Annotated in this window: 16 protein-coding genes; 8 read left to right on the forward strand and 8 right to left on the reverse strand. The window is 69.1% G+C overall.

Features of this window, described 5'->3' with window-relative positions; translation table 11 throughout:
- Nucleotides 1-2: 2 nt before the first annotated feature.
- The 4 genes from ACWD35_RS41340 to ACWD35_RS41355 all read right to left on the reverse strand — a co-directional run bounded on the left by ACWD35_RS41340 (nucleotide 3) and on the right by ACWD35_RS41355 (nucleotide 6,506).
- Nucleotides 3-1,526, reverse strand: a complete 1,524-nt coding sequence (locus ACWD35_RS41340) for a caspase family protein (protein WP_451356507.1) — start codon at nucleotides 1,524-1,526, stop codon at nucleotides 3-5.
- A gap of 61 nt (nucleotides 1,527-1,587) precedes the next feature.
- Complete coding sequence (locus tag ACWD35_RS41345; protein WP_451356508.1) at nucleotides 1,588-2,481, reverse strand: PGAP1-like alpha/beta domain-containing protein; 894 nt, start codon at nucleotides 2,479-2,481, stop codon at nucleotides 1,588-1,590.
- A gap of 366 nt (nucleotides 2,482-2,847) precedes the next feature.
- Nucleotides 2,848-4,275, reverse strand: a complete 1,428-nt coding sequence (locus ACWD35_RS41350) for an IS1380 family transposase (RefSeq protein WP_451356509.1) — start codon at nucleotides 4,273-4,275, stop codon at nucleotides 2,848-2,850.
- A 260-nt stretch (nucleotides 4,276-4,535) separates the two neighbouring features.
- Nucleotides 4,536-6,506 carry a TIGR04141 family sporadically distributed protein gene (locus ACWD35_RS41355; RefSeq protein ID WP_451356510.1) on the reverse strand — a complete coding sequence of 657 codons (1,971 nt, stop codon included), beginning with the start codon at nucleotides 6,504-6,506 and terminating at the stop codon, nucleotides 4,536-4,538.
- A 47-nt stretch (nucleotides 6,507-6,553) separates the two neighbouring features.
- On the opposite strand from ACWD35_RS41355, the gene ACWD35_RS41360 reads away from it, so the two are divergent.
- Nucleotides 6,554-8,209: an N-6 DNA methylase gene (locus tag ACWD35_RS41360; protein ID WP_451356511.1), complete on the forward strand. Its 1,656-nt coding sequence runs from the start codon at nucleotides 6,554-6,556 to the stop codon at nucleotides 8,207-8,209.
- Nucleotides 8,210-8,272: 63 nt separating this feature from the next.
- On the opposite strand, the gene ACWD35_RS41365 is transcribed toward ACWD35_RS41360, so the two are convergent.
- From ACWD35_RS41365 to ACWD35_RS41375, 3 genes are read right to left on the reverse strand one after another with little or no spacing between them, the layout of a single operon-like run.
- Nucleotides 8,273-10,408, reverse strand: coding sequence for a UvrD-helicase domain-containing protein (locus ACWD35_RS41365; RefSeq protein ID WP_451356512.1), 2,136 nt, complete (start codon nucleotides 10,406-10,408; stop codon nucleotides 8,273-8,275).
- A gap of 36 nt (nucleotides 10,409-10,444) precedes the next feature.
- Nucleotides 10,445-11,698, reverse strand: a complete 1,254-nt coding sequence (locus ACWD35_RS41370) for an McrC family protein (RefSeq protein ID WP_451356513.1) — start codon at nucleotides 11,696-11,698, stop codon at nucleotides 10,445-10,447.
- Nucleotides 11,695-13,518: a DUF4357 domain-containing protein gene (locus tag ACWD35_RS41375; protein WP_451356514.1), complete on the reverse strand. Its 1,824-nt coding sequence runs from the start codon at nucleotides 13,516-13,518 to the stop codon at nucleotides 11,695-11,697. The genes ACWD35_RS41370 and ACWD35_RS41375 overlap by 4 nt, the downstream gene beginning before the upstream one ends.
- A gap of 424 nt (nucleotides 13,519-13,942) precedes the next feature.
- On the opposite strand from ACWD35_RS41375, the gene ACWD35_RS41380 reads away from it, so the two are divergent.
- The 6 genes from ACWD35_RS41380 to ACWD35_RS41405 all read left to right on the forward strand — a co-directional run bounded on the left by ACWD35_RS41380 (nucleotide 13,943) and on the right by ACWD35_RS41405 (nucleotide 23,498).
- Nucleotides 13,943-15,271 carry a sigma-70 family RNA polymerase sigma factor gene (locus tag ACWD35_RS41380; protein WP_451356515.1) on the forward strand — a complete coding sequence of 443 codons (1,329 nt, stop codon included), beginning with the start codon at nucleotides 13,943-13,945 and terminating at the stop codon, nucleotides 15,269-15,271.
- 52 nt (nucleotides 15,272-15,323) lie between these two features.
- Nucleotides 15,324-18,470 carry a helicase-related protein gene (locus ACWD35_RS41385; RefSeq protein ID WP_451356516.1) on the forward strand — a complete coding sequence of 1,049 codons (3,147 nt, stop codon included), beginning with the start codon at nucleotides 15,324-15,326 and terminating at the stop codon, nucleotides 18,468-18,470.
- Nucleotides 18,467-20,350, forward strand: a complete 1,884-nt coding sequence (gene drmB, locus ACWD35_RS41390; RefSeq protein WP_451356517.1) for a DrmB family protein — start codon at nucleotides 18,467-18,469, stop codon at nucleotides 20,348-20,350. The genes ACWD35_RS41385 and drmB overlap by 4 nt, the downstream gene beginning before the upstream one ends.
- A 5-nt stretch (nucleotides 20,351-20,355) precedes the next feature.
- A complete protein-coding gene (locus ACWD35_RS41395; protein WP_451356518.1) occupies nucleotides 20,356-21,468 on the forward strand; it encodes an AAA family ATPase in 1,113 nt (370 codons plus the stop codon).
- Nucleotides 21,469-21,576: 108 nt separating this feature from the next.
- Nucleotides 21,577-22,269, forward strand: coding sequence for a hypothetical protein (locus ACWD35_RS41400; RefSeq protein WP_451356519.1), 693 nt, complete (start codon nucleotides 21,577-21,579; stop codon nucleotides 22,267-22,269).
- 125 nt (nucleotides 22,270-22,394) lie between these two features.
- Nucleotides 22,395-23,498 (forward strand): restriction endonuclease, encoded by a 1,104-nt coding sequence (locus ACWD35_RS41405; protein ID WP_451356520.1) that lies wholly within the window; start codon nucleotides 22,395-22,397, stop codon nucleotides 23,496-23,498.
- Nucleotides 23,499-23,550: 52 nt separating this feature from the next.
- On the opposite strand, the gene ACWD35_RS41410 is transcribed toward ACWD35_RS41405, so the two are convergent.
- Nucleotides 23,551-23,997 carry an ATP-binding protein gene (locus ACWD35_RS41410; RefSeq protein ID WP_451356521.1) on the reverse strand — a complete coding sequence of 149 codons (447 nt, stop codon included), beginning with the start codon at nucleotides 23,995-23,997 and terminating at the stop codon, nucleotides 23,551-23,553.
- Nucleotides 23,998-24,153: 156 nt separating this feature from the next.
- On the opposite strand from ACWD35_RS41410, the gene ACWD35_RS41415 reads away from it, so the two are divergent.
- Nucleotides 24,154-25,002, forward strand: a complete 849-nt coding sequence (locus tag ACWD35_RS41415; protein WP_451356522.1) for a helix-turn-helix domain-containing protein — start codon at nucleotides 24,154-24,156, stop codon at nucleotides 25,000-25,002.
- Nucleotides 25,003-25,081: the final 79 nt, after the last annotated feature.

The following is a 25,081-nucleotide window of genomic DNA, read 5'->3' on the forward strand; positions in this document are numbered from 1 at the left end:
CCTCACGGAACTCCGGATCGAACTTCCGTCGCTTCTCCGCCATGACTCCCAACTTCCCCTGCAGTCACGGTCTTCACGCTACGAGGGGAGGGACACACCGTTGCAGTGATCTCCTGCAACTTACCCTCTGCGGTTGAGGAGTCATTTTGGTAGGGAGTAGCGATCTCGGGTTCGTGCGCAGCGGTCAGCAGCTGGTGGACGTAGTCGATCAGTGCTTGCGGGTCGCGGTACTCCTCGGTGTCCAGGTCGATGGTCAGGTTAGTGATGCCGATGTGGCGGAGGACGTGACGTCTGGCACCGAGGGCGACCTTCAAGCCGTGCTGGCGTGCAAGCGGTAGCAGCAGGCTGTGGAGCAACGTGGTAGGCGAGATTGCCTCGTCGACGGCGTCGACGACCAGGATCGGCTCAGCGGGCAAAGGGTTGGTGTCGAGATCTTCCAGCAGCGCGGAGGCCGTTTCAACGTCCCGGCCCAGCCCTTTGGCGATCTCGCGAGCAGCCTGGTCCGTGTTGAAGCCCCGGACGTGGACAGCGACAAGAGACAGATCAGTGCTGAGCAGGTCCGCGGTCTGAGTGATCAGCGGGTTGGCCCCTGCTGAATCAAGGAGTTGCTCCCGTCTGGCGCTGCGGACGAGCTGAACGGGAAGGGAGAGCAGGGTGGACTTGCCAGTGCCGGGGCTGCCAGTGACGACCGCCAAGCCTCCGCCCTGCGGCCCAGTCATCCACGTAGCGAGGTCTTCGGCGGCTTTGATGCGCCCGGTCCGGCCGGTGAGGTAGAACCCTGTGGTGGTCTCCTGTGGGGCCCCGCGCAGCCGGGATACCCAGTGCTGATCGGTGATGGTCAGCCCGGCAACGTCGGGCACGAACGTCGGGTTGGGGAAGAACAGTTCGGTGCCTGTAAATCCGGACTCGGCGGGCGGGAAGCACCGGGCCTGCTGCTCTGTCCCGGCCTCCGCAGTGTTGATGACATCCATGATGTCGTTCAGGCTTACGCAGCGCCCGGACCGGCCCGTTCTAGGATGCCGCAGCGCTTCAATGAATGCCTTGGCGAACGTGCCCTGCTGGGCGTATTGCAGGCCGCTGGCGCTGGCCAAGATCCAAGTGTTCGGGTTGCCGATACCTTTCAGGGCTTCACCGAGGACGTCCATCCCCCCGGAGCCGGCGAAGCAGCAGTCGAGGATCACGAGAACGGTGGGTTGGTCGGCCTCCAGCTCCTCCTCTGCCGTCCTTCGCAGCAGCAGCTCCGGTAGGTCCCTGACTGGCAGAGCGGTCCGCAGGAAGGTGCCCGGCTGATAGGCGTGGAGAATCAGGTAGTAGTCGCCTCGTGAGGGCCGGGTGCCGTGACCGGTGTAGTAGACGATCACGATCGGTGCGGCTCGCGCAGCCTGCTCCACCTGCTCGCGCAGTTCGTCCAGTCCCAGGTCCAAGTGATACCCCGGATGAGGAGCGATGGGGGTGATCCCCAGCTCAGCTAGGGCATCCACGACCGTCCTGAGCGAGTCCGGCACCTTCTCCAGGCGTTCGTACATAGCTGCCTGGTAGGTCGCTGTGCCCAGGGCCAGAAGCGCGCGGTGCTCCACGGGAGAGTAGTCAGGGCAGGGCATCACCGATCGCACTCCCGGTCTGCTGAGCGTTAAGGTAGCGCCCGATGGCATGGGGCTCGTCTCCGTTGTCGACGAGACGGTCGTCTACCTGCCGATCCGGTGCCGGTCCGGGAAACAGCTCGGCTAGTTGCTTGCGCATGGCGACGATGTCGTTGCGATCAGCGACATTGACCCAGCGGGCCACGGGTGCGGGCCAGGCTCCCTTTCCCCCGGTGGGGGAGGGGGTGAGCCGGTCGAAGACCAGGATGGGGATGCCCAGTGGGGATCCGAGGGTCACTAGCAGTTCGACGGACGCCGGCCGGTAGCGACACAGGTACTCGTAGGCGATCACCGATCCCAGGGAGTGGCCGATCAACACCCGGGTGCCGTCACCGACCTGCCGCCGCACTCGGTCCAGGACCGACTGCTTGGTCTCCGGCGAGCCGAGGAAGCGGCTGACCTGTTTGAGGTCGCCGATCAGCGCACGCTCGGTGACCTTCGCGAACGTGCGTGAACGCAGCAGCCGATTCACCATGACCTGCGCCCCCACCCGGCCAGCCATGGCGTCTGGGGGCGCCCCCAGCGACGGTTCCTGGTCGACTGCGGCCTTGTAGAGCTCGGCCAGCAGGTCACGTTCCAGCCCGGGCTGAACGTCCTGCGCCGAGTAGGGCGGGCCGTGCCCCATGGCACCGGCGGGGCGGAAGAGACTTCCAAAGAAGGAGACCACCACATCGCTGGCCGTAAGAGCCGTCGCCTTCGCTTCTTGGCCGGCGGCGACCAGCCCGTCGCGCAGCGCGTCGAACCACACCGACGTGAGCTCATAACCACCGCGGTACTGCTGAGCAATGCCATGGATACCCACAATCACCGGCTTGTGAGTAGTAGCGGCCGTCTCGGTCATGACTATTCCCCCTGTGTTCGCGGAGACAGGCGGACCGCCCACACGGCCGAACCGAAACTGGAGAGGGCACAGGATCCGCATCGTCGGCTCGAGCACGCGGGTGGACCGCTGAGTACTGTGTCCCCGTCGTCCGCCCCCTTTCTTACAGTGACCCAGTTCCGGTTCGCTCGCATCTGGTAGAGATCCACTGGTAACCTCGATTCGTCAGTGGGCTTCGGTCGCTGATCGGTTCGGTGGTTCGCCCGTAATGTCCTCTGTCGTTGGAGGGCGGGCCGTCGCGTGACGCCGCGGGTGCGCCGGGTTCCACAATCCCGGAGAGTGCGGGTTGTCCTCCTTCCTGGTCCTTGTCGGGGCGGGGGCGGGTCGTCAGGTGACGGCCGGAAGCTGGGTGAGCCTCCTCCAGCTGGTGGTGAACGCCGGTGCCCAGGGCCAGGTCCGCTCGATGCGCAGATGGCGGTGGCGGGCGTGGCGGGCCAGGCGGGCGGGCAGGTGGTAGAGGCGGAAGCGCATGGTGTCGGGCTCGGCGTCGGCGAGGTCCTCGCTGTCGTGCAGGGTCAGCAGACGGAGCCAGGCGTCGAGATCGGCCGCGAGGTTCGCGGCGAGCATCCATGCCGTGTTGATCTGCCAGGACTGTGAAGGCAGGTTGTGCAGGCCCATGGCCTTGTTGGTGCGGATACGGTCTTCGACCTCGGCGTGGTTGCGGTGAAGGACGTCGAGGAACTGGATCTGGTGGGAGCCGGCGATGCCCCACAGGCGGCGGATGTTCGTCACGGTGATCGAGTAGCGCCAGCCGGTCTTCTTCTCGAAGTCGGTCAGCTTCTTCAGCTGACGCCGTGACGGCTTGACACGGCGGACGATCAGCCGCATCCCCTCCGGCCAGCCGTCGCGGGTGTTCAGGCCGGTCAACTCGGCGACGTGATAGCCCTCTTGAAGTTCGCCGCCCTGTGTCAGCGCGGTCTCCCACGCGTTCTCGGGAAGTTGAGCGATCGCGGCCTCGTCCTCCTCGGTGATCTTCCAGCCGACGGTGTAGCGGACCGTGCGCCGCGTGGTGTTCAACGCTTCGAGGTGCTCCAGCAGGCCGTGCGCGGCGCCCGCGCCGTCGACCCGGATCAGCAGCTTGGACTGCGAGGATCGGGGGATCTGCTGAAGGCAGGCGGCCAGCACGCGGAGGTGGTCCTCGACGATGTTTGCCCCCGCGTTGCCCGGCCTCAGCTCCATCGCCAGGCTCTCGCCGGTGTTCGCGCACCAGCCGCCCAGCGGATGGAACCCGAACGTACCCTTGAACGTGCCCGCGGCTCCTTCCTTTCTGGACGCGGTGGTGATGACCGTGGCGTCCAGGTCCACGACGATCCAGCCCTTCAGGGTGCGTCCGGCGACCGTGAGCTGGGGAAAGCCGCCGGGTCGCAGGTGGAGCAGGGTCCACACGTGCCGGCGTACCCGCCGACGCACCTTCGCGATCTGAGTCAGGGTCTGTTCGTCGAGCCCTGCCAGCACCCGGCGCGTAGTCGAGTCCGAGACGGACGGCCCGAACAAGCCCTGGTGATGCAGCTGGAGCTGCTCGGCCTCCAGCAGGCTCCGGGCTCCCAGCACGATCGCGACGGCCAACTGGACGAGCGCGGCGGCACGCTCCCGCCACCCGGCCGCCGTGCTTGTCGGCAGCACTCCGGCGAGCCCTCGTGTCAGACCGATCCGGTCCGCCAGCTTCCGCAGCAGCACCGTCCCGGCATGCCCGACCAGCCCCTTCCCGTCGGCGGTCACAGACAGCCCACGGTCCCACCCTGTACGCTCGCTCACCAGAAAGGTGTCCTGACTCCTGCACCCGATGCTTCCTCGACAGTCGCATCCTTGCAGGTCAGCGGCGCCTTTCTGCTGTCAGGGCGTCAGCTCACCCAATTCCGCTGAATAGCCGGGGTTAGAGCCGCTGCGTTAGAGCCGCTGCCCGCTTGGCCGTCGTGTTGGTGCCGATGGCAACTTGCTGACCAAGAGAGCTTTCACCAGCTCCCCTTCGGCGACGGCGCTGGCCCGTAACTGGGCGACTCGGCTCCAGAGCTGGTTCAAGGGCGAACCGGCGTCCGAGGTTGCCAGCCAGTGACAGCCGCCCCGACCCCTACGTGACACGAGGGCAGGGGAAGTGCGTCTGAGCCGCCCTGAGGGATACCGACGACCTCGACAGTCACCCCTCGTGCTGCCAGGGCCTTCGCAGTCTGGGCGATGGTGATCTGGGAGAAGCCGAAGATGGACTCCGGGGTGAGGTTCTCACGGTTCTTGAGAAGTACGGCAAGGACGATGCGCTTGGGTGTGAAGTCGTCCGGTAGCAAGCACTTGCCCCCGCTGAGCCGGGCCACCTTCGCGGTGAACTCCGCACGGACCTGGGCGGACTCCTGGAGCAGTTCCACCGCCACCCTGGCCTGGTTGAACAAGTGACTCAGCGGGCCAGAACTGCCTGCGCGCTTGACGAGGACCAGGGTGCCGTCCGGCACCAGCAGGTCACAGATCTCGACCTGCTCCCTGGGCCGGAGAGGATTGGTGATGTTCTTGGTGTCGAGACAGAGCCAGCCGGGCCGGTCATCAGCCACCCTGTTGTTGTAGTCGTTCTCGGACTCACCGTCGGCCCAGGCGGGAAGGGAGATGGAGGGCGAAGGAGAGAACAGCGCCGTCACGGTGGCGTGGCACTCTTCCAGATAGGCGGCCCCGGCCTCGTACCACTCACCCTCCATCAGGAAGAACCGGCGGGAGCCGAGGGAGATGCCGACCTCCAACCAAGTCAGCGCGCTGGTGGCGGCGAGCGTGTCGGTGGAGCCTGCCCGGCGGTCCCTGGCAAGGGTCACGGTCCCCTCGCGCAGCGCCTTGAGGCGTCGGCCGGGCGGTGCGAGTCGGGCCCGGGTGAGTACGTAGCCGAGGTCGAAGTTGTCGGAGCGCAGGGCTCCTGTGCTGTTGATCTGCGTCATGTACGTGGTGGCCTCCGCGTATGCCACGTGGTGTTCGGCGGGGACGGAGACGGAGATCTGGCCGTCGGCGGGCCGGCTGAGACGGTCGTCCAGGGCCTGGTCGAGGGTGTCGAGGGTCGTCGTGTCGCTGACCGGCGCGATGTGGTCGACAAACTCCAGCTCCTGGTGCGGGATGTCCTCGCGGCAGATCCTGGCGATGGTCCGCAGGTCGGAGATCAGGGCCTCGGGTTCGACTCCGAGGGCGATCCTGAGCCCGCATCCGCCCTGGGCACTGACGGCCTTTCCGCGTGTGTAGCGCGACCGGGTGAGCGGGAGGTCGTCGAGGTATCCGCCCAGGCTGCGCACGATGCGCGAGTGGTCACGGATGCCGAGCAGGGGGACCGGGGCGCCGCCCGGAACCAGGGAGATGTCGGTGCGCGTCTGCCCGAGAGTCTTCGAGACAGCCCCGCGGATCATGTTCGGATCCATCTGCCGGATGGCGAAGGAGAGACCGAAGCGCTTGTCCTTGAGGTGGTCTGGGATCAGCCGGTACCCCTGGTCGCAGCCGATGGCGTACACGGTGCCGTCGATGGCGAGCAGGAGCACGGCAGCGGTGCGCCGAACGCTTTCAGTGACCGTGATGCCGGTGGTGCGCGACATGGGTTCGCACCATGGGGCCTTGGTGTGCTCCATCCCGCAGGTGATGTACACGGCCGGAACCCCGAGCACTTCAGGGAAATGCGGATCGGCACCGAGCCTGTCCAGCAGTTCGGCGTCAAGAGCGTCGCGCATGGCCTCCGGGGTGGGGGCGACGCCGGACGGCCGGTAAACGGTGCGTACTGCGGTGCTCGATACCAAGGCGTGCCCTCCGTGGGGCAGTCGGCGAGAGGTCTGAAGGACGAGCGGGGCACGTCGATGCCTTCGGGGTCGTGGCTGGACGGAACATGGACAGGTGCGTGAGGCAGGCTCGGGCAGCCCTGCGGCTCGGGACCGGGACAGAGATGAGGGCGGCTGAGGCGAGGGCGCGCCGATGTTGCACTGGCTCAGGAGAAACCAAGTACACGCAGGATGCTGACATGGGTGCGTGTACGACGTCAACAGATATCCCTCTCGAATAAGACTGACGGCCCGTGTACGCTGGCACTATGACGGACAATGCCGCTTCATCGGTCGGACCTCTTGTCACCGGTGCCGAGATCGCTCGGCTGGCCGGAGTCACTCGGGCCGCTGTCTCCAACTGGCGTCGGCGCTACGACGACTTCCCCGCGCCGGCGGGAGGTGCCGCGAGCAGTCCGCTCTATGCGCTCGCCGAGGTCCAGGAATGGCTGGACAAGCAGCGCAAAGGCCAGGAGGTGTCACCCGAGGTCGAGCTGTGGCAGGCCATGCGGGCCGCGTACGGGGAGCAGATGATCGTGGGCCTGGCAGAGGTAGCCGCGGTGCTGGCCGGAGAACACGAGCCGAGACTGCCGGATGACGTCGCCATCCGTGTACGGGAGCTCGCTCAAACCGAAGCGCCCGTCGACCTCGTGAACGGACTGACTGAACGGTTCATGGATTCCGCTCGGCGTGCGGGATCGGACCAGGTGACTCCCGAGCGCGTGGTGCGGGCCGTGTGCCACTTCGCTCCCGAGCTGCCAGGCGACGCCACAGTCTTCGACCCCGCCTGCGGGATCGGCGTGCTGCTCCTGTCTGTCGCCTCCGAAGCCGGGATGCGTTGCTGTGGCCAGGAGATGGATGCCGACAGTGCGCGTTTCGCACAGCTCCGTGCCGACCTCCTGGGCCGATCAGGCGTGCGCATCGTGGCAGGTGATTCCCTTCGCGCGGACGAATGGCCGGACCTCAAGGCGAATCTGGTGGTCTGCGACCCGCCGGCCGGCGTGACCGAGTGGGGGCGAGAGGAGCTGCTGCTCGACGCCCGCTGGGAACTCGGTACCCCGTCCAAGGCCGAAGGGGAGCTCGCGTGGCTCCAACATGCCTATGCGCACACCGAGCCCGGCGGCCAGGTCCTCATGGTCATGCCGGCCTCGGTCGCCTACCGCAAGGCAGGCCGCCGTATCCGATCAGAACTCGTACGTCGGGGCATCGTGCGCCAAGTGGTCGCCCTGCCGCCGGGGACGGCGACCTCTCACGCCCTGCCCGTGCATCTGTGGTGTCTGCAGCGTCCCGAGAGCACCGCAAGTGCGGATACGAACCACACCGTGCGCATGGTCGACCTGACCGGCAACAGCCCCGATGGCAGCCTGGAACCACGCCCCGACCAGGTCGCCGACGTGCCCCTGATCGAACTCCTCGACGACACCGTCGACCTGACCCCCGGCAGCCATCTCCGGTCCCGGCACCGCGACTATCCCGGTGAGTACGCCGCCCTGCGCAAGGAGCTGGAGGACCAGATCCGCCGACTCGCCGTACTCCTGCCTGAGCTTGCGGCGGGCGGTGGACCGGGCTCACTGGAGGGCGCCACCACCAGCGTCGCGGATCTCGCCCGCGCCGGACTCGTCACCTACGACGGTTCGGAACCGGTGTCGGCCAGCGAACAGCTCGACACGGACTATCTGCAGGGATTCCTACGCAGTTCCGTCAATACCCGCCGGTCCACAAGTGCCAGCGGGACCTACCGCCTTGACAGCAGGGGGTCCCGTATTCCCCGCATGAGCATCGACGAGCAGCGTCGGTACGGCTCTGCCTTCCGAGCCCTGTCCGCATACGAGGAAGGAATGCGCAAGGTCGACGAGCTGAGCGGGCAGCTTGCCGAAGTCGCCCGTGACGGCCTTGCCACGGGCGCCCTGGCCCCGGAGGAGTGAGGACGGTGCGGGGTACTCCAAAGTGGGTGCCCCGCATCGGCACGTGCCAGGCGGCAGCTCCCATCAGGCGGCGCGTGGCAGAAACGGGCTCGGAGTTCCGCTCCACGTCACACTCAGCGCTTCGCGAGCGCGAGTGCAGGCGACGAAGAGCAGGCAGCGTTCCCGGAGCAGGTCGGCGTCGTGCTGCAGCGGATCCACCTCGCGTGGGGTGATCTCACGGGCGAATGGGACGGTGCCCTCGTTGACGCCGAGGACGGACACCGCCCGGAACTCCAGCCCCTTCATCGCGTGCATAGTTGCCAGCCGCACCCCCTCGGCCCCCTGCCCGACCTGCCCTTTGACACGTAGCACTGGGACGCCCGCGGCCTTCAGTTTCTCCTCGGCCGCGTCCAGGGAGAGGTTGAAGCGCGCACACACGCCGATCTCGTGCGGTGCGAGGCCCTCGGTGAGCAACACCCGGACTCGGTCCACCAGGGCCTCGGTCTCCTCCTGCCGGGTCGCGTACCCCTGCGCCTGGGGACGACGCCCGTGGAGCAGGGAGCGGTACCCGGACAGCGAGTCCGTTCCCTCGCCCTCGAGCGCGTCGACGGTGACGGGCGCGAGGAGCCGCGCCGACCAGGCAAGGATCTCCTCGGTCGAGCGGTAGTTGACGCGCAACCGAAAGCTGCGGCCGGCCGTGGTGATGCCCAGGGAGCCGAGCGAGACCCGGGAGTCGTAGATCCGCTGATGCGGGTCGCCGGTGACGAACAGGTCGTCAGGGCCAGGAGACACGGCGGCGCGCAGCACACGCCACTGTGCGGGGTGCAGGTCCTGTGCCTCGTCGACGACGACATGGGCGTACGGAGTCGGCTCGCCGGCGAGGAGTTCCGCCGCGCGGGCGCAGATTCGCAGGTGTGTGGTCTCGCCACGGTCGCGCAGGAACTGTTCGAACCGCTCCACGCCGCTCCACATCTCCCGGCGGCGCGTGGGACCGAGACCGGTGCCGCGGCCGCGGCGGCTTGCGCCGAGGTAGGCGTCGAGGTCGCGGAGGTTCTGGCCGAGAACGACGTGCCGATACTCCTGGGCCAGGAACTGGGCGGTGAACGGCAGATCGAGCTGCTTGACGGCCTTCTCCCACAACTGCCGCTGTTCCCGGTCCCCGATCGGTCTGGGCGCGGCCCCCGACTTCGCGCGCACGATGCCGTTCGCATAGCCGTCGACCGTCGTCACGTCGACCCGGGCCAGCAGCTTCTCGTCCTCGTCGAGGAGCAGGCCGAGCATCTCACGCAGTCCGGCGGCGAGCGCGTTCGTGAACGTGGTGAGCAGGATACGGCCGTCCTCGGAACGGCCGAGCAGGTGCTTGACCCGATGCAGGGCGGCCACCGTCTTGCCTGTCCCGGGGCCGCCGGTGACCTGTACGGGACCCCCGTACGAGGTGCGGTAGGCGACGCGCCGCTGGGAGGGGTGGAGGAACACCCGCCAGGCATCGAACGGTTTCTCCAAGATCTCCTCCAGCTCCTGCGGCCCGGTGACCAGGCGGATACGCGCCGGAGTGTTGGCGATCACCGTGGCCAGGTCCTCCACCGGTTCAGCGGGCGCATCGGCGGGCCGACGGACGGCCACGACGTCCCGGTAGACCTCTTCCGGGCTGAACCCCTCGGCGAGGTACTGCAGCACCTCCAGCTGATCCTCCGGCAGGAGCGTGGAGAACGCCTCCAGTTGGGCCTTGTCCACCAATGAACGCGCGGCGCGCAGCACCTGGTCGTCGATACCGAGCTCGCGCAGCGTGCCGTCGGAGACGTCCGCGAACAGCAGCCGTGGAGCCGTGCGTGCGGCCGTCTCGTAGAGCGGTGTCAGCTCGTCCAGGGCGACGGCGTTGCGTACCTCCAGGGCCCGGGTCGCGGAGTTCGCGCTGTACAGACGCTTCGCCGCCCAGGTGTAGGCGTCGTCGTGCGGCAGGACATTGACCAAGAGGAACATGTCGCTGCCGTCGTCGGGGGCGAGGACGACGCCCCGCCAGAAGTCGGTGATGCGAATGGTGCGCATGCGCGGGTCACGGGCGTTCTCGATGGACTCCAGGTGCAGTCCCTTGTCCGCGTTGAGTTCGGCGACGCTCATGGCCTGGAATTTCGCCATGGCCTTGCGCACTCCGGCTCGAACCGGCTTCTCCAGGGTGTCATAGCCGTCCCAGAAGCTCTGAGCGAAGGCGAGCCGGGGCATGAGGTCCCTTTCTTTCTGCCTGACGGTGTTCCATGGTCACGGATGTGGGGTGGCTCCGGCCAGCCGTCCGGCGATCTCCTTTAGAGTCGACAGGAGTTGTCCGGGTTCGCGGGAGAGGTCAAGGCTGTGCTGGTACAGCCGCACTCCCCGTCCGTCCGGCCCTGCCGTCGTTCCGCGCACCTCGTGTAAGCGCTCGGGCTGCCGTCCGGCCGCGTACACCAGGTGCGCCTCGGGCAGACCGAGCACGGTGGTGTACGCCAGCGCCTGGTACAGGTCGGCGTTGAGGAGTCCGTCGGCCTTCTCGACCTTGTACTTGGCGTCGACGACGGCGAGCGGGGTGCGGCCATCGCCGGTGCGGACGACGAGATCGGGGCGTATCCGTATTAGACCCGCGGTGTCGAGGTGGTGGGAGTCCTGGAGGCGCGCGGTCAGGCCGTGCTCCTGAAGGGCCTCACGCAGGGCGACCGTGACGAAGTCCTCGAACAACTTGTTCATGTCGAGCAGGAAGCCGTCGACGGTGAGCGGTTCGGAGCCGGCCGGCCGGTGTTCCGGTGAGGTGTCGCGCAGGACGGCCTCGGCGAGCCGCAGCGCGGGCTGGTAGCGGGAGTTCAGGCGTGACGGCTGCCAACGCGGCAGTTCCTGCCCCCGTACCAGTGGCAGCGCGTCGGCGAGACGTACGCGCTGGTGGGCGAGACGCCGGCGGACGGGACCGGGAACTCCCGGCAGCCGCAGCAACCGCTCGGTGGCGGCGCGCAGAATGCGGTTCTCGGCGGTGTCGGCGGTGTACGCGTCGTAGACGATCTCCACAGGCGGTGTACGGCCGAAGTGCCGCCGGATCTGCTCGGCCTCGCGGAGCCGCCCGCGCACGACCAGCGCAGACTCCTCCACCTCCCGGTAGCCCTGGAGGACCCCCTGCCGCAGCGCCGCGTCGATCTGCCGCTCCACGGCGTGTGCGAGTGCGGGCACGACGTCGTCATACGTTCCGGTGTCGACGGTGCCCTCCCGGCTGTCACGCCAGGCGCGTGCCGGGTCGAGACTGAACCCGAGGAGGAAGAACAACCGGCTCACGGGAGTCTTGGGCGTGATCCGTACGACCAGGCCGCCGGGCGTCTGCACGGCGCCGACCCGGCTGCCCGCCCGCAGCAGCCAGTGCCCGTCCCGGCCGGGATCCGGGGTCGCGCTCTGCAGAATGCCGGAGGCGGCGAGGGCCCGCCCGGCCTCGGAGCCCAGCGAGACGGAGACGGCGGGCCCGTACTCGCGCAGCGTCACCTCAAGCACGGTCGCGGTCACGGGCGCTGCTCGCGCAGCGAGTCGAGACCGTAGCGGGCGGCGACGTCGAGGCCCTCGCCGTAGTGGTGCTCCTCCAGCAGCGGCAGGATCTTCGTGCGCCAGGTCCGTTCGAGGCCGCCCTCGCGGTACACGCCCGGCTTCATCAGGTAGGAGGGGCCGATGGCGAAGTCGGCGTCGTTGATGCGGGCGTTGAGGGCGTCGAGGAGACGGGCTGGCTCCGGGTCCCTGCCCTCGCGCTTCAGCCAGCGCGCGAGCAGCCCGGCGGTCGGTTCGGCGCGCGGGGACAGCTCCACGAACGCGAAACGGCGCCGCATCGCCGTGTCGACCAGGGCGATCGACCGGTCGGCGGTGTTCATCGTGCCGATCACGAAAAGATTTGGCGGCAGTGCGAAGTCGTCCCCGGAGTAGGTGAGGCGCACGGACCTCGTTCGGTACTCGAGGAGGAAGTACAGCTCGCCGAAGACCTTCGCCAGATTGGCGCGGTTGATCTCGTCGATGATCAGGAAGTGCGGGATGTGCCGGTTGCCCTCGCGGGAGGCGAGATCGGCGAGTTCCCGCAGCGGGCCCGCCGTCAGCCGGAAGGCGACCTCCCGCGTCTCGGGATCCTCCACGGGCCGGAACCCCTCGAAGAAGTCCTCGTAGGTGTACGAAGGGTGGAACTGCACGATCTTGACCTGCTCCGGACCGCCGCCGAGGTACTCGGCCAATTTCATCGCCAGATACGTCTTGCCTGTGCCCGGCGGGCCATAGAGCACCAGCTGCCGTTCATCCAGAAGCAGTTCACGCATCTCCTCCAGCCAGGCGCGGTCGTGGACCAGGAGGTCCGAGGCAAGTGCCTCGGTGATGTCCGGCAGCGACAGCTCCCGCTGCGTCGGCCGTTCGACGGAGGGGTACTCACCGGTGTCGTCGGTTGTTGCCGGGTCCGTACGGTCCGTATGCCCGGTGAGCCCGTCCAGCGCGTCCAGGACGCCGGTCAGGTCGACGACGTCATGCTGAACGGACAGCTTCTGCTGCACTTCCTCCGGCAGCTCCTCGTACGCATGGCTCTGCGGCAGCCAGCCGACGGTCCTTCGCAGATTGGACAGCCCGCCCGGCGACGAGGTCTGCACGGCCTCCCCGGTGATCCGCCCGACGTGCAGCCGGCCGTCGCCGATGGTGGCCACTGTGTCGCCCACGCGTATCTGCGTCAGGAAGGCGTGCAGCTCGTCGACGAGGCCCCGCTTCTGGTTGTACGAGGCCGCCCCCTCGTATCCCTCCTCCACGTAGCGGCGCAGCACGCTCTTGGTCGGATCGGTCTCCTCCAGCGGCGGCAGGTGAGCCCCCGCGAGCGAGACAAACCCCTCCTTCAGCCACAACTGCCGCACCAAGTTGTGCCCAGAGACATTTGAGCCGCGTACCAGCCACGCCTTGCGCGGGGCACGCCAGCCAGTGGACAGATAGTCGGCGAGCGGGTGGCCCTCGGCGGTTCGCCAGGACTCCGGGCCGGAAGCGTCGTAGCCGTAGACCAGCGCTGCAGCGGCCGAGGGGGAATTGCACACGATGTCCCGGGTCGCCACCCAACGTGGCGGTGTCTCCGGCCGGTCGGGCTCTGCAGGCGCGTCGATGAGCCCGCCGCTCGCGCGCAGCTCCGCGCGGAACCGGCGCGCGTGGTCACCGAGCCCGGGCCGCACCTCGGCGACCACTATCGAACCCTCCTGCAGGAGAAATTTGTGCGAACCGCCGCCGAACTCCGCGAGCAGATACCCGCACGCCTCACCGCCGTCCTTGAGAAGCTTGATGCGGAACTCGGGAGTGCCGGGGAGGCGGTCGGGGTGCGGCATGGGTGACCTTCCGAGGTAGGGCGAGGCATGCGCGAACACGCACACTCTACCCGTTGACACTGTCAAGTGACTCAGAATTTCGTAAACAAGTTTACTCTTTGTGTTGACGGTGTAAACGGACTGACCCTAGAGTGTGGATCCGCCCGGACGACTCTTTCGGGCGAAACTGGCGCGTGGTCGCTGGAGTGGGGGCGTTGTGGGTGGGGAGTCCATGGCCGAGGCCGAACGGCGCACGATCGAGGCGGAGTTGCCGTCGGTCATTGAGAGACTGACGCGCTGCGCGTCTCGTGCGGGCATTGTCAGTCAGCGGGCCTTCGCTCTGGAGGCGGACCGACTCGGGCTGAGGACCGACGAACAGCAGCGAAGGCTTCGTAACGGGCTCGCCGCTGTTGGTATTCACGTGAAGCCGTCGCGTCGGGGGCGGGTGAACCACCGTCCCGTGCCCGCCGCCGATCTTGTGGTGCGGGCTGCGACCCCGTTGACGAAGGGGTCCGCCCCACCGACTGCCGCCCCTGAACCCGGGCTCGCCGGAACCGAGGCGGCCAGACGCCTGGCCCAGGCCCGGCGCATGCTGGCCCGCTACGCCGACGCCGACGGCACCGTCAGCAAGCTCGCCCACGACGGAGTTGTACGGCTCCACGGGCTCAGCCCTGCCGAAATGCGTGAGCTGACCGCCGATTTCCCGATCACCCGCCCCCGGCCGCCCCGCACGCTGGTCCAGACGTTGGCAGGCGGGCAGACCAGCCCTGCGGCGGCCGCATCCGCTCCGGCGTCGAGCGCCGCGGCCTCGACGTCTCCGATCGGCAAGAAGCGCGCCCGCTCCGCTGGTTCCGGCACGGACGACAGACTTTCCGACGCCGTCCGCGCGGCACGAGCCGTGCTGGAGGAGGACCGGTGGCGCCGGAATTTGGGCAAGGTTCTGCTCAAGGCGGAAGAGGAAGTGGGTCTCGCCGTTCTCCTCCGTGGCGGTGTTGACCGCCTCGACCGCGACATCCCGGCGGAGGAGATAGCGACGCTGCCCCGCGACGGCGAGCGGTGGCACGCTTACGAGTGCCTCGTCCTGCACAACCAGCGGCTCGTGTGGAAGATCGCGCAGGGCTACCAGGGGCACGGACTGGACATCGAGGACCTCGTCCAGCACGGGAGCATCGGACTGATGCGCGCAGTCCGCAAGTTCGACGCCACCAGGGGCTACAAGCTGTCGACCTACGCGACGTGGTGGGTCAAGCAGGCCATCACCCGGGCCATCGCCGACGAGGGCACCCTCATCCGGCTGCCTGTGCACATGCACGAGAAGGTCAGCAAGGTCGCTGTGGCCGAACGCAAGCTGCTGAGTGAAGGACGCGCCAGGACCGTCGACAACGTGGCCTACGTCACCGGCCTCACCTTCGCCGAAGTGGAAGAGGTGCGCAGGATCAGCCGGTCCACCGACTCTCTGGACCGGATCATCGGTGACGACGCCGCCCTCGGTGACCTGATCATCGGGCCGAGCCGACTGCCCGGACCTTGCGCCGAGTTGCTGCGCAAGGACTTCTTCGAGCAGGTTCAGAGCCTCCTGGACTGTTTCACCGAACGCGAGGCCTACATCCTTGCGCGGCGAACCGGCCTCGACGGTGATGAGCCAGCCACTCTGGACGCAATCGGCGCAGTCATCGGGGTCACCCGTGAGCGCGTTCGACAGATCGAGGCGAAGGTCAAGCCAGTCTTTCGCGACAAGCTGATCCTGCTGGGGCTCATACCTCCACGCCTCTGAACCCACGCGCGCTGCTGTCAGTCCTCCGCACCCACATCGAAGGAACCCGCACATGGACCCGCGCCAGGAGCTGGTCGACTACCTCACCCGCCAGCTCGTCGGCCCCGCCGGCGGTGACGACGAGGTGCTCGACGCACCGCCGGACCGGCAGTACCTGATGGGCACGCTCTACCCGCAACAGGCGGACCGCCGGCGCCGGCTCGACCTCGCCGCGGACGATCCCGAGGCACCCGGTACCGAGCAGGACGGCCCCGACGTGGACCCGGCCCCCGACCCCGTGCCCGAGACCAACAGCTGGCTTCCCGCGTCCCTCGGCATCAGCTTCTACACCGATGCCGTGGACGTCGAGGTGAGCTGTGCCGCCGCCTGCTACGAGACGCAGCGGAACGAACCCGGGCGCGGGCGGCGCTGGAAACGCGTCCCCCTCACGCCCGAGACACACACGGTCGGCCCGGACCGCAAGGAGGTGCCCGTCCTCGACGGCCGCGCGAAGATCCAGCTGACCCGCCGCTCCTACGGCGCGGGCACCCTCATCACCGTGGCCCTGGTCAACGAAAGGCACCATGACGGTGCCGACGACAAGGCATCCGACTGGGACGACATGCTGTTCCAGTGCCGGCTCAGCGTCCGCCCCGCCCACGGCGCCGTGCTGCCGTATCCCAGCGTCCGGCTCGCCAGCCGCGATCCCGAGGAACGCGAACTGCGCCTTCAGTACCGGCACGTCGTCACCCATGCCGTCGGCCACGGCTGCGCCGTCCGCGAGGACCGCGGCGAGGACGGCGGTGTCGAACTCCTCGCCTGCGAAGCCCTGCCACGCGCCGAGGTGCCCGCCACCCGGGCCGGCGGCCCACTCGACGCCCCCGCGCTCACGATCTCCCACCTGGCCGACCCTGCCGTCGACAGGGATCAACTCCGCGAGGAACTCGCCGAGTTCGCCGCCTCGTACCACGCCTGGTACGTGGGCCAGCGATCTGTCGAGGTGCCGCCCTGGGGCCGGGAGGCCGCGGAGCGGATCCTCGACCGCGTCCGCCACGCGGTCACCCGCATCGAAGCGGGCGTACGCACCCTCTGCGACCCCGACCGCCCCGAACTCCTCGACGCCTTCCGCATCGCCCAGCGCGCCATGCTGCTGCAGATGCGGCACTCCGCCCCCGACCAGGCCGGTCAGCGGCGCCACCGCGCGGACCCCGTGGCCCTCGACCCGCCCCTCGACGCCAAGGCCACCTGGCGCCCCTTCCAGCTCGCCTTCTTCCTCCTCGCCCTCGACGGCGTCGCCGACCCCGGACACCGCGACCGCGACACCACCGACCTCATCTGGTTCCCCACCGGTGGCGGCAAGACCGAGGCGTATCTGCTCCTGGCCGCCTTCACCATCGCCCTGCGCCGGATCCGCGGCGAAGGCGGCGGGACCACCGTGCTCAGCCGCTACACCCTCAGTCTGCTCACCACCCAGCAGTTCCAGCGCGCCGCCACCACGATCTGCGCCCTGGAACACCTCCGCCGCACCGAACCCGAGCTCGGCCTCGGCGGACCCATCACCATCGGCCTGTGGGTCGGCGACACCACCACCCCGAACAAGTTCGAGGCGGCCAAGATCGCCTTCGACGAGCAGCGCGACGCCAGCCACCCCGAGGACGTCTTCATCCTCGACCGCTGCCCGTGGTGCGGCACCCGCATCCTGCCGCCGACCCGGTCCAGCGTCCGCTCCGACTACGGAGTCCGCGCCGAGACGGACGAGTTCGCCTTCTACTGCACCCGCGACGAGTGCGCCTTCCACGACGTCCTGCCCGTCGCCGTCGTCGACCAGCACCTCTACGAGGATCCGCCCACCTTCGTCCTCGGCACCGTCGACAAGTTCGCCCGGCTCGCCTGGGAGCCCGACTCCGGCAGCCTCTTCGGCGCGGGCACCGGCAACCGGCCCCCGTCCCTGATCATCCAGGACGAGCTGCACCTGCTCACCGGACCGCTCGGCACCACGGTCGGCCTCTACGAGGCGGCCATCCTGGAGCTGTGCACCGCCCCGGACGGCCGCCCGCCCAAGATCGTCGCCGCCACGGCCACCATCCGGCGCTCCGCCGAGCAGGTGCGCGCCCTGCACCACCAGGACGTCCAGCTCTTCCCGCCGTCCGGACTCGACGCCCGCGACAGCTTCTTCGCCGTCCCCGACACCGGCCGCCCCGGTCGCCTCTACCTCGGTGTCATGGCGCAGGGCCACACCGCGGGCCGCGGTGCCGTCGCCACCACGGCGGCCATGCTCCAGGGCGTCCACCAGCTCCCCGAGGAACACCGCGACGACTACTGGACGCTCGTCGCCTACCACCACAGCCTGCGCGAGCTCGGCCGTACCGTCACCGCGGCCGGCGACGACATCCCCGCCCAGCTCCGTGGCCTCGACGAGGGTGCGGGCACCCGCGAGTTGGTAGGCGAGCAGGTACAACAACTCGACAGCAGCGTGAAGCGCGCCGATCAGCCCATCCTCCTCGACCGCCTCGAAAAGCCCTGGACGGACCCCCGGTCGGTGTCGTTCCTGCCGTGCACCAACATGCTCTCCGTCGGCGTCGACGTGAAGCGGCTCGCGTACCTGCTCATGCAGGGCCAGCCCAAGACCACCGCCGAGTACATCCAGGCCACCAGCCGCGTCGGCCGCCACCACGTGCCCGGACTCGTCGTCACCTACTTCAACGCCACGCGCCCGCGCGACCGGTCCCACTACGAGACCTTCATGGACTACCACCGGGCGCTCTACCGCTACGTCGAACCCGCCAGCGTCACGCCCTGGTCCCTGCCCGCGCGCCGCCGCGCCCTGCACGCGGCGCTCGTCATCCTGGTCCGCCACCGGCTCGGCCTGGCCGCCGAGAACAGGGCCGGACGGATCGCTGATCACAAGGAAGAGGCAGGGCGGATCGCCGACGCCCTCGCCGAGCGTGCCGCGACCGCCGAACGCGGCGCCACGCGAGCCGACGCCGACGCCGTACGTGCCGACGTACGAGCGGAACTCGGCTATCTCCTGGACGACTGGTACCGGCAGGCCGACACCGCCGCCGCCGAGGGCAAGGACCTCTACTACCGCAGCCAGGGCAAGGGCCAGCACAACCTGCTCAAGGCCTTCGAACAGCGATACGGCCTGTGGGAGACCCTCAACTCCATGCGCAGCGTCGACCGCGAGTGCCAGATCACCGTGACGGGAGCGGGAAAGTGAAGCGCAAACTCCGGGTCCGCCAGGCGCAGACCGTGCTGCCGTTCGGCGTGGGCGCGGTACTCGACGTCCAGGGCGAGTCGTTCGTCGCCGCGGGCATCGAGAACTGGCCGGGGCTGAAGACCCCCGTCCCCGCCGAACGGCTCGCCGCCCGCCTCGGCGTGACGGGTTTCTTCGCCGCGCCCCACACCCTCAACGACCGCTACGACAAGCCCGACTGCCCCGGCGTCCCCTATGTGCGCTTCCCCGGCTGGCTGTTCTGCGGCTCCTGCCGGGCCATGGTCCGCTTTCTGCGTGAGAACGAGAAGCCGGGCGAGCCGCCCGTCTGCACGTCCTGCGCCGCCGCACCCCGCCTCACCCCGATGCGGTTCGTCCGCATCTGCCCGGACGGACACCTCGACGACGTCGACTGGTGGTACTGGGCCCACTCCAAGCTCGCGCCCGAACTGCGGGAGGCCTGCTCCGAGTCGAAGCACGCTTGGAAGGCGCGCCGGCTCAGCTTCCGCGTCGCGGACCGCGCCTCCGGACTCGAAGCGCTCTCGGTGCGCTGCGGAGCGACCAGGGAGGGTGGCAAGCCCTGCTGCGCCGAACGCGACCTGCTCGACGTCCTCGGCCCCCAGGGCGGCCGCTGCTCGGGCCGCAACCCCTGGCAGCACTGGGACGCGAGGGCTTCCTGCCGCCAGCAGGTGCACATCGTGCAGCGCACCGCCGGCAACGTCTACTACCCGGTCGTCTACTCGGCCCTCGACATCCCTCAGACCGCCGAAGCCCCGCGTGCGGAGCGGAACATGGCGGAGGCCGTCCTGGGCCACGGCTACTGGCCGATCCTGCTCGGCGCACTCGGCACGTCCCGGGCCGACACCTTCCGCGGCATGATCAAGGAGGACACCGACGCCCCCGACAGCCTCATCGACCAGCTCGTCGCGGAGGCCACGGGCGCCCCCACGTCGCCGCCCCCCGACCGGCCGGAGCCCGGCAGGTCCGGCAAGATCGACCTGAGCCGCGACGAGTGGTACGCCTTCGACGCCACCCAACTCCCGGAGCCCACCAAGGAATTCGCGATCAGCCGCGGCGGACTCGGTCTCGACGGCGAGAAGGAGGAGCCCTGGGCGACTCTCGACGCGCGCATCGACGGCGTCGTCCTCGTCGACCGCCTCCGCGAGGTGCGGGCGCTGACCGGCTTCCGCCGCCACTCGCCGGGCGGCACCCTCGTACCCGCCGACACCAGCGGCCGCCTGCGCTGGCTCCCCGCGACCGAGGTCTACGGCGAAGGCATCGTCCTCACCCTCGACGAACAGCGCCTCACCGCCTGGGAGAACGACCCCCGCGTGCGGGCCCACGTCCGCGGTGTTCGTACGGACCTCGACGCGTCGTTCCGCGACGAGCAACTCGCCGAGACGACCGGCAGCGAACTCTCGCCCCGCTTCCTGCTCCTGCACACCGTCGCCCACCTGCTCATCCGCCAGCTGTCCTTCGACTCCGGCTACACCACCGCCAGCCTGCGCGAACGCGTCTACGGCCGCCCCGAGTACGGCCAGCGCGGGCTGCTGATCTACACGGCGGCCGGTGACGCGGAGGGCACTCTCGGCGGCCTGGTCCGGCAGGGCGAGGCACCGCACTTCGCCGAGACGCTCATCCGCATGCTGGAGGCGGCCGCCTGGTGCTCCGCCGACCCGCTGTGCGCCGAGCACACCGGCCAGGGCTTCGGCAACCTCAACCGGGCCGCCTGCCACGCCTGCACCTTGCTGCCCGAGACGAGCTGCCAGACCGGCAACACCCTCCTCGACCGCGCCCTGGTCGTCGGCTCCGCCCGGGTCCCCGGCTACTTCACCGACGTCCTCACCGCGAGCCGCGAGTACGCCGCCGCCATCGCTCAGGGATGACACCCATGACCACCGCGAACACCCCCGTCCTCCACCCCGACCTCACACCCGCCCAGCGCGACTGCCTGGAGGCCCTGCCGCTGACCGGCAACCACGTCGTCAGCGGCCCGCCCGGCAGCGGCAAGAGCCTGCTCGCCGCACACCGCGCCGTCCACCTCGCCCTCACCGGCCGCCCCACCCTGCTGCTGTCCCGCTCCAACCTGCTGCGCCGGCTCCTGGGCGACACCCTCAAGGGCCTCACCGTCCCGGGCGCACCCGTCGAGGCCGCCACCGTCCACGGCTGGGTCCTGCGCCACTTCGGATACGGCGCGCCGCGCACCCAGGACGGCTGGTTCGACTGGGCGGCCCTCACCCATCAGGCCGCCGCCGCCCTCGGCGAGAACGTGGAGACCACCCCCCACCTCGTCGTCGACGAGGGCCAGGACCTGTCGCCGGGCTTCTACCGGATGGCCCGCCTCGCCGTCGCTTCCGTGACGGTCTTCGCCGACGAGTGCCAGCGCCTCACCGAGACGAACTCCACCCTCGCCGAGATCACCGAGGCCCTCGGCCGCTCCACCGGATGCGTCGAGATCTCCGGTAACCACCGGAACACCCGCGAGATCGCCTCCCTCGCCGAACACTTCCGCACCGGCGGCACCCGCCCCGACATCCCCTTCCGCAGCGGCACGCTGCCCGTCGTCCGCCACTACTCCGGCATCAAGGACGTCGCCGACGACATCGCCACCATGGCGGCGAGGCACCCGAGGGACCGTATCGGTGTCATCGTCAACTCCCTGCGTTCGGCCGCCGATCTCATGCGCCGCCTGGAGCGCGCCGGCCTCGCCCACGAACCCCAGCTCTACAGTTCGGCGGCTTCCTCCGGCCGCTACCGCGACCTGGACCTCGCCCGCCCCGGCGTCGTCGTGGTCCACCGAGCCAGCGCCAAGGGCCTCGACTTCGACACCGTCGTCATCGCCGACGCGGAGACCGACTCCGCCACCGACCCCACGGAGGCGACCCTGCGCATGGCCTACTACGTCATGATCACCCGTGCCCGGCAGCGGCTGGTGCTGGGCTGGCAGGGCAGCCGGCTGCCGCGGCAGCTGGAGGGGCTGCACGGGTGGGTGCACATGCGGTGATGGCGCGCCGCCCCGTCGTTTCTTCAGCTTCTTCAACAGTGCATTCAGACCTGGCCGTACGCCGACGCCCTTGCGGCGCTCACGAACCGAGAGGACCACAGAACCCCGATGAGCAAGGCCGATGACGCCATGAGCCTGGTCCAGCAGGGTCTCGAAAAGGCGTTGGCAGCGCAGCGGTCGCCAGCGAGGAAGAACGTCGAGCGCCTGCGGCGAGTCCACCCCGGCGACACGCCACAGGAGCTGATCCGTCGCTTGGATCGTTCCTACCTTTTCAGCGTCACCATGTCCGGAGGAGTGTCTGGCGCGGCGGCGGTCGTGTCCGGCGCCGGGATCCTGACAGCTGCGGCCTTCACCGAAGCGTCAGTGCTCTACCTGCTGTCGCTGGCGGAGGTTCATGGCGTGCATCCTGAGGACTTCGAGCAACACGGGCGCCTGGTCGCGACCGTCCTCCTCGGCGGCGGAGCGGCGCGCAAGCTGGACAGAGTCGTCGAGCACATCGGCCCCTACTGGGGACGGCGCGTCGTTGGCGCGATCCCGATGAGTCCGATCAACCGGGCCAACAGCGTGCTGCGTCCGCACTTCGTCACTAAGTACGGGACCAAGCGAGGGGTCCTGGTGCTGAGCGAACAGGTGCCACTCGGTATCGGTGCCGCGCTCGGCGCCGGCGGCAACCATGTCCTGGGGCGAATGACGATCAAGTCCGCACGTGACACCTTCGGACAACCCCCGTCGAGCTGGGCCGACCGTGATCGTGGGGATGAGGCGCCCTTCGGTCGGGGCTCGGGGAATTCGACTCCGTGACGACGGTTCCCGCGCGCCAGGTCCTGCGTGCGCGCCGGGAGTTGTTGCAAGATGGCATGGTGTCACGTCTTCGCAGCGACCCTCGCACCTCCGCTGTTGTCCGCGGCAGTGGCTGGGTGGGCAACTTGCCGCAGGCTGAACAGCTACTGACGCATCTGGCGCCCGGTGAACGGGTCGAGCTGCTGTTCACCACCCTCCGGTTCCACGGCGCACTGACCTGTCGGCGGCTCCTCCTGTGGCGGGGCACCTTCAAGGTGGAACACATGGAGCTGCGCCGCCCTCTCACCGTCCTGGAGAGTGGGAGTCAGTCCCGGTTCGGTGAGGCGGTCGTCCTCGACGGCCCCGAAGGCGCGATAGAGCTCAAGGCCCTTTCCGCCGCCGTGGCCAGTGCGTTGGTCGCCGCCGGTCGGCAGGGCGATGGCAACACCCCGGCTGGTCCTCCGCACGTCGCGCAGGGCCACCGCGGTGCCTCGGGGACGCCCGGCGCACACGGGGCGGGGGCCCGCCGGGCGTCCACACCTCCGCGTGCGGAAGAAAGCGCAGACTCACAGGAGAGGGGGTACCGCGCGAGAACCATCCGCACATGGCAGGACGCCGAACTTGCCGCCGTCGACCACATGCGCAGCCTCGGCTTCACCGACGCACGGGAGACGGGTGCCGGCGCGGACGGGGGTGTCGACGTGATCGCCCGGGACGCCATCGCGCAGGTGAAGTACTACAGCCAGCCGATCGGTGTCGGCCCCGTCCGAGAACTGCGGGGAGTGGCGGACTCGCACCACCACCTGCTGTTCTACGCGTCCGGCGGTTACACGACCAGTGCCCGGCAGTTCGCCGACGAGAAGAAGGTCGCGCTCTTCTCCATCCAGGAGCTCGGGCACATCACTCCACTGAACGCGGCAGCGGCTCGCCTGGGTTCAGGGCGCGGGCAGGCACCGAACCCACGCGCGACTCAGCGTGCCGCCGAGCTGGAAGCCCAGTGGCAGACCGTGCTCCGCCTGATCACTCGCGTCCGTACGCACACGAGTGAGGTCCACGCGCTGCCGTCCAACCGGTACACCAAGGACCTCATCAAGGCACTGAAAGCGGCGGACAAGCTGATCGAGCGGGCGGACTCCCTCCTGGCCAGGTCGCGGGCGGACTTCCAGACCCACCGCGGGCGGAAACAGCTCATCGCCATGGCCGACGAGAAGGCCCGCGAAGCAGCCCTCAAACTGGGAATGCGTGCCTGACGGGCCAGGCACGCACCTCACGAGGCGCGCCATCCTCGCTCCGCTGACGTGATCACGCGCCGGTGTCGATCAGCTCGGCCCGGACGGTCTTGCCGCTGGGCGGGTAGGGGACGCAGTCCCAGCGGTCGGCGAGGGCGGTGACGAGCGCCAGGCCGCGCCCGCCGAGGCGCAGCACGTCGGAGCCGACGGCGCCTGTCACGATCTGCGGGTAGAGGTTCCCCTGGGCGTCGCTGACCTCCACGCACAGGCGGCCGGCCGACGGGTCGAAGACCAGCGTCAGCCTGAAGCAGCGGCCCGGCACGCGACCGTGGAAGACGGCGTTGGCGGCAAGCTCCGCGACGACGATCTCGGCACGCTCCGTGAGGTCCTGCGGGGCGCCCCAGGACCGCAGCTCGGTGACACCGAGCAGCCGGGCGAGCCGGGCGCCGCGGCGTGTGGACGACAGTAGCTGAGTGAAGGTGACTGGTGAGGTGGCGAGTTGGGGAGTGGGTTGGTTCATGGCGCCAGCGTGACGGTCGGGTGTGACCGGGCGCGAGCACCGCACCCCGTACGCGGAGTGAGCGTACGAGCGCATGGAGTGGACAGTACGCGTGTCCGGCCGTCACGCTGAGTGTTGAACCTGTGCGGGCCCGAGGGCTGGAGAGAGGGGCGGCGGATGGACATCGTCGAAGCGGAGGCGGACACGGGCGTCGGCGCCCGGACGGTTTCGGCGGGGGAGGGGGAGCGGGAACCCCACCCCTCGGACAGTCTGCGTACGTTCGGCGCGGTCGTCCAGGCGTTACGCGAGCACGCGGTGCTCAGCCGGGGAGATCTTGCCGCTGTCGTCCAGTACTCCAAACACACAGTGGAGTCGGTGGAGTTGGGCCGCCGGATGCCGGACGAGGCGTTCATCGAGCGTGCGGAGGAGGCGCTGGGGAACACCGGCGCGTTGCGGAGGGCTGCCCGTCATCTTAGCCGGGGTGAGGTGGGACTTGCGGCGTGGTTCCGGCGGTGGGCGCGGCTGGAGCGGGAGGCGGTGAGCCTGTGCACGTACGAGTGCCGGCTGGTGCCGGGGTTGTTGCAGTCGGAGGCGTATGCGCGGGCGGTGTTCAACAACAGCATCCCGTTGCTGACCGATGAGCAGACAGAGGCGCAGCTCACCGCGCGGATGGAGCGGCAGGCGATGCTGAGGGAGCGACCGACTGTGCCGTTCAGCTTCATCGTGGAGGAGTCGGTGTTCCGGCGCAGGCTGGGCGGGGTGCACGTGCAGGCGAGTGTGCTGAATCACGTGCTTGCGCTTACCGCGCCGCGCAATGTGACACTCCAAGTGGTGCCGCTGGAGCTGGAGTTTCACGGCTGCCTGGACGGGCCGGTTCAGTTGCTGGAGACCCTGGACGGGCGGCGACTCGGGTACTCCGAAGGACAGCAGAACGGACGGCTGATCTCCGGCCCGAAAGAGGTGAGTCTGCTCTGCCGCCGCTATGAAACACTGCGCTCGCAGGCCCTGAACAGGGCTTCGTTGTAGTCGCATGACGTCCGGTTCGTGGTCATCCGAGGCCGAGGAGTGCGAGGGGGCGGCGAGGGTCGCGGGCGTTGCGGCGGAG

The sequence above is a fragment of the Streptomyces sp. NPDC002671 genome (genome assembly GCF_053592475.1).

Coding starts and splice junctions, on each gene's coding strand:
- ACWD35_RS41415 (WP_451356522.1), top strand. CDS start 24,154: ATGGACATCGTCGAAGCGGAGGCGGACACGGGCGTCGGCGCCCGGACG.
- ACWD35_RS41410 (WP_451356521.1), bottom strand. CDS start 23,997: ATGAACCAACCCACTCCCCAACTCGCCACCTCACCAGTCACCTTCACT.
- ACWD35_RS41385 (WP_451356516.1), top strand. CDS start 15,324: ATGGACCCGCGCCAGGAGCTGGTCGACTACCTCACCCGCCAGCTCGTC.
- ACWD35_RS41360 (WP_451356511.1), top strand. CDS start 6,554: ATGACGGACAATGCCGCTTCATCGGTCGGACCTCTTGTCACCGGTGCC.
- ACWD35_RS41340 (WP_451356507.1), bottom strand. CDS start 1,526: ATGTACGAACGCCTGGAGAAGGTGCCGGACTCGCTCAGGACGGTCGTG.
- ACWD35_RS41400 (WP_451356519.1), top strand. CDS start 21,577: ATGAGCAAGGCCGATGACGCCATGAGCCTGGTCCAGCAGGGTCTCGAA.
- ACWD35_RS41345 (WP_451356508.1), bottom strand. CDS start 2,481: ATGACCGAGACGGCCGCTACTACTCACAAGCCGGTGATTGTGGGTATC.
- ACWD35_RS41365 (WP_451356512.1), bottom strand. CDS start 10,408: ATGCCCCGGCTCGCCTTCGCTCAGAGCTTCTGGGACGGCTATGACACC.
- ACWD35_RS41375 (WP_451356514.1), bottom strand. CDS start 13,518: ATGCCGCACCCCGACCGCCTCCCCGGCACTCCCGAGTTCCGCATCAAG.
- ACWD35_RS41395 (WP_451356518.1), top strand. CDS start 20,356: ATGACCACCGCGAACACCCCCGTCCTCCACCCCGACCTCACACCCGCC.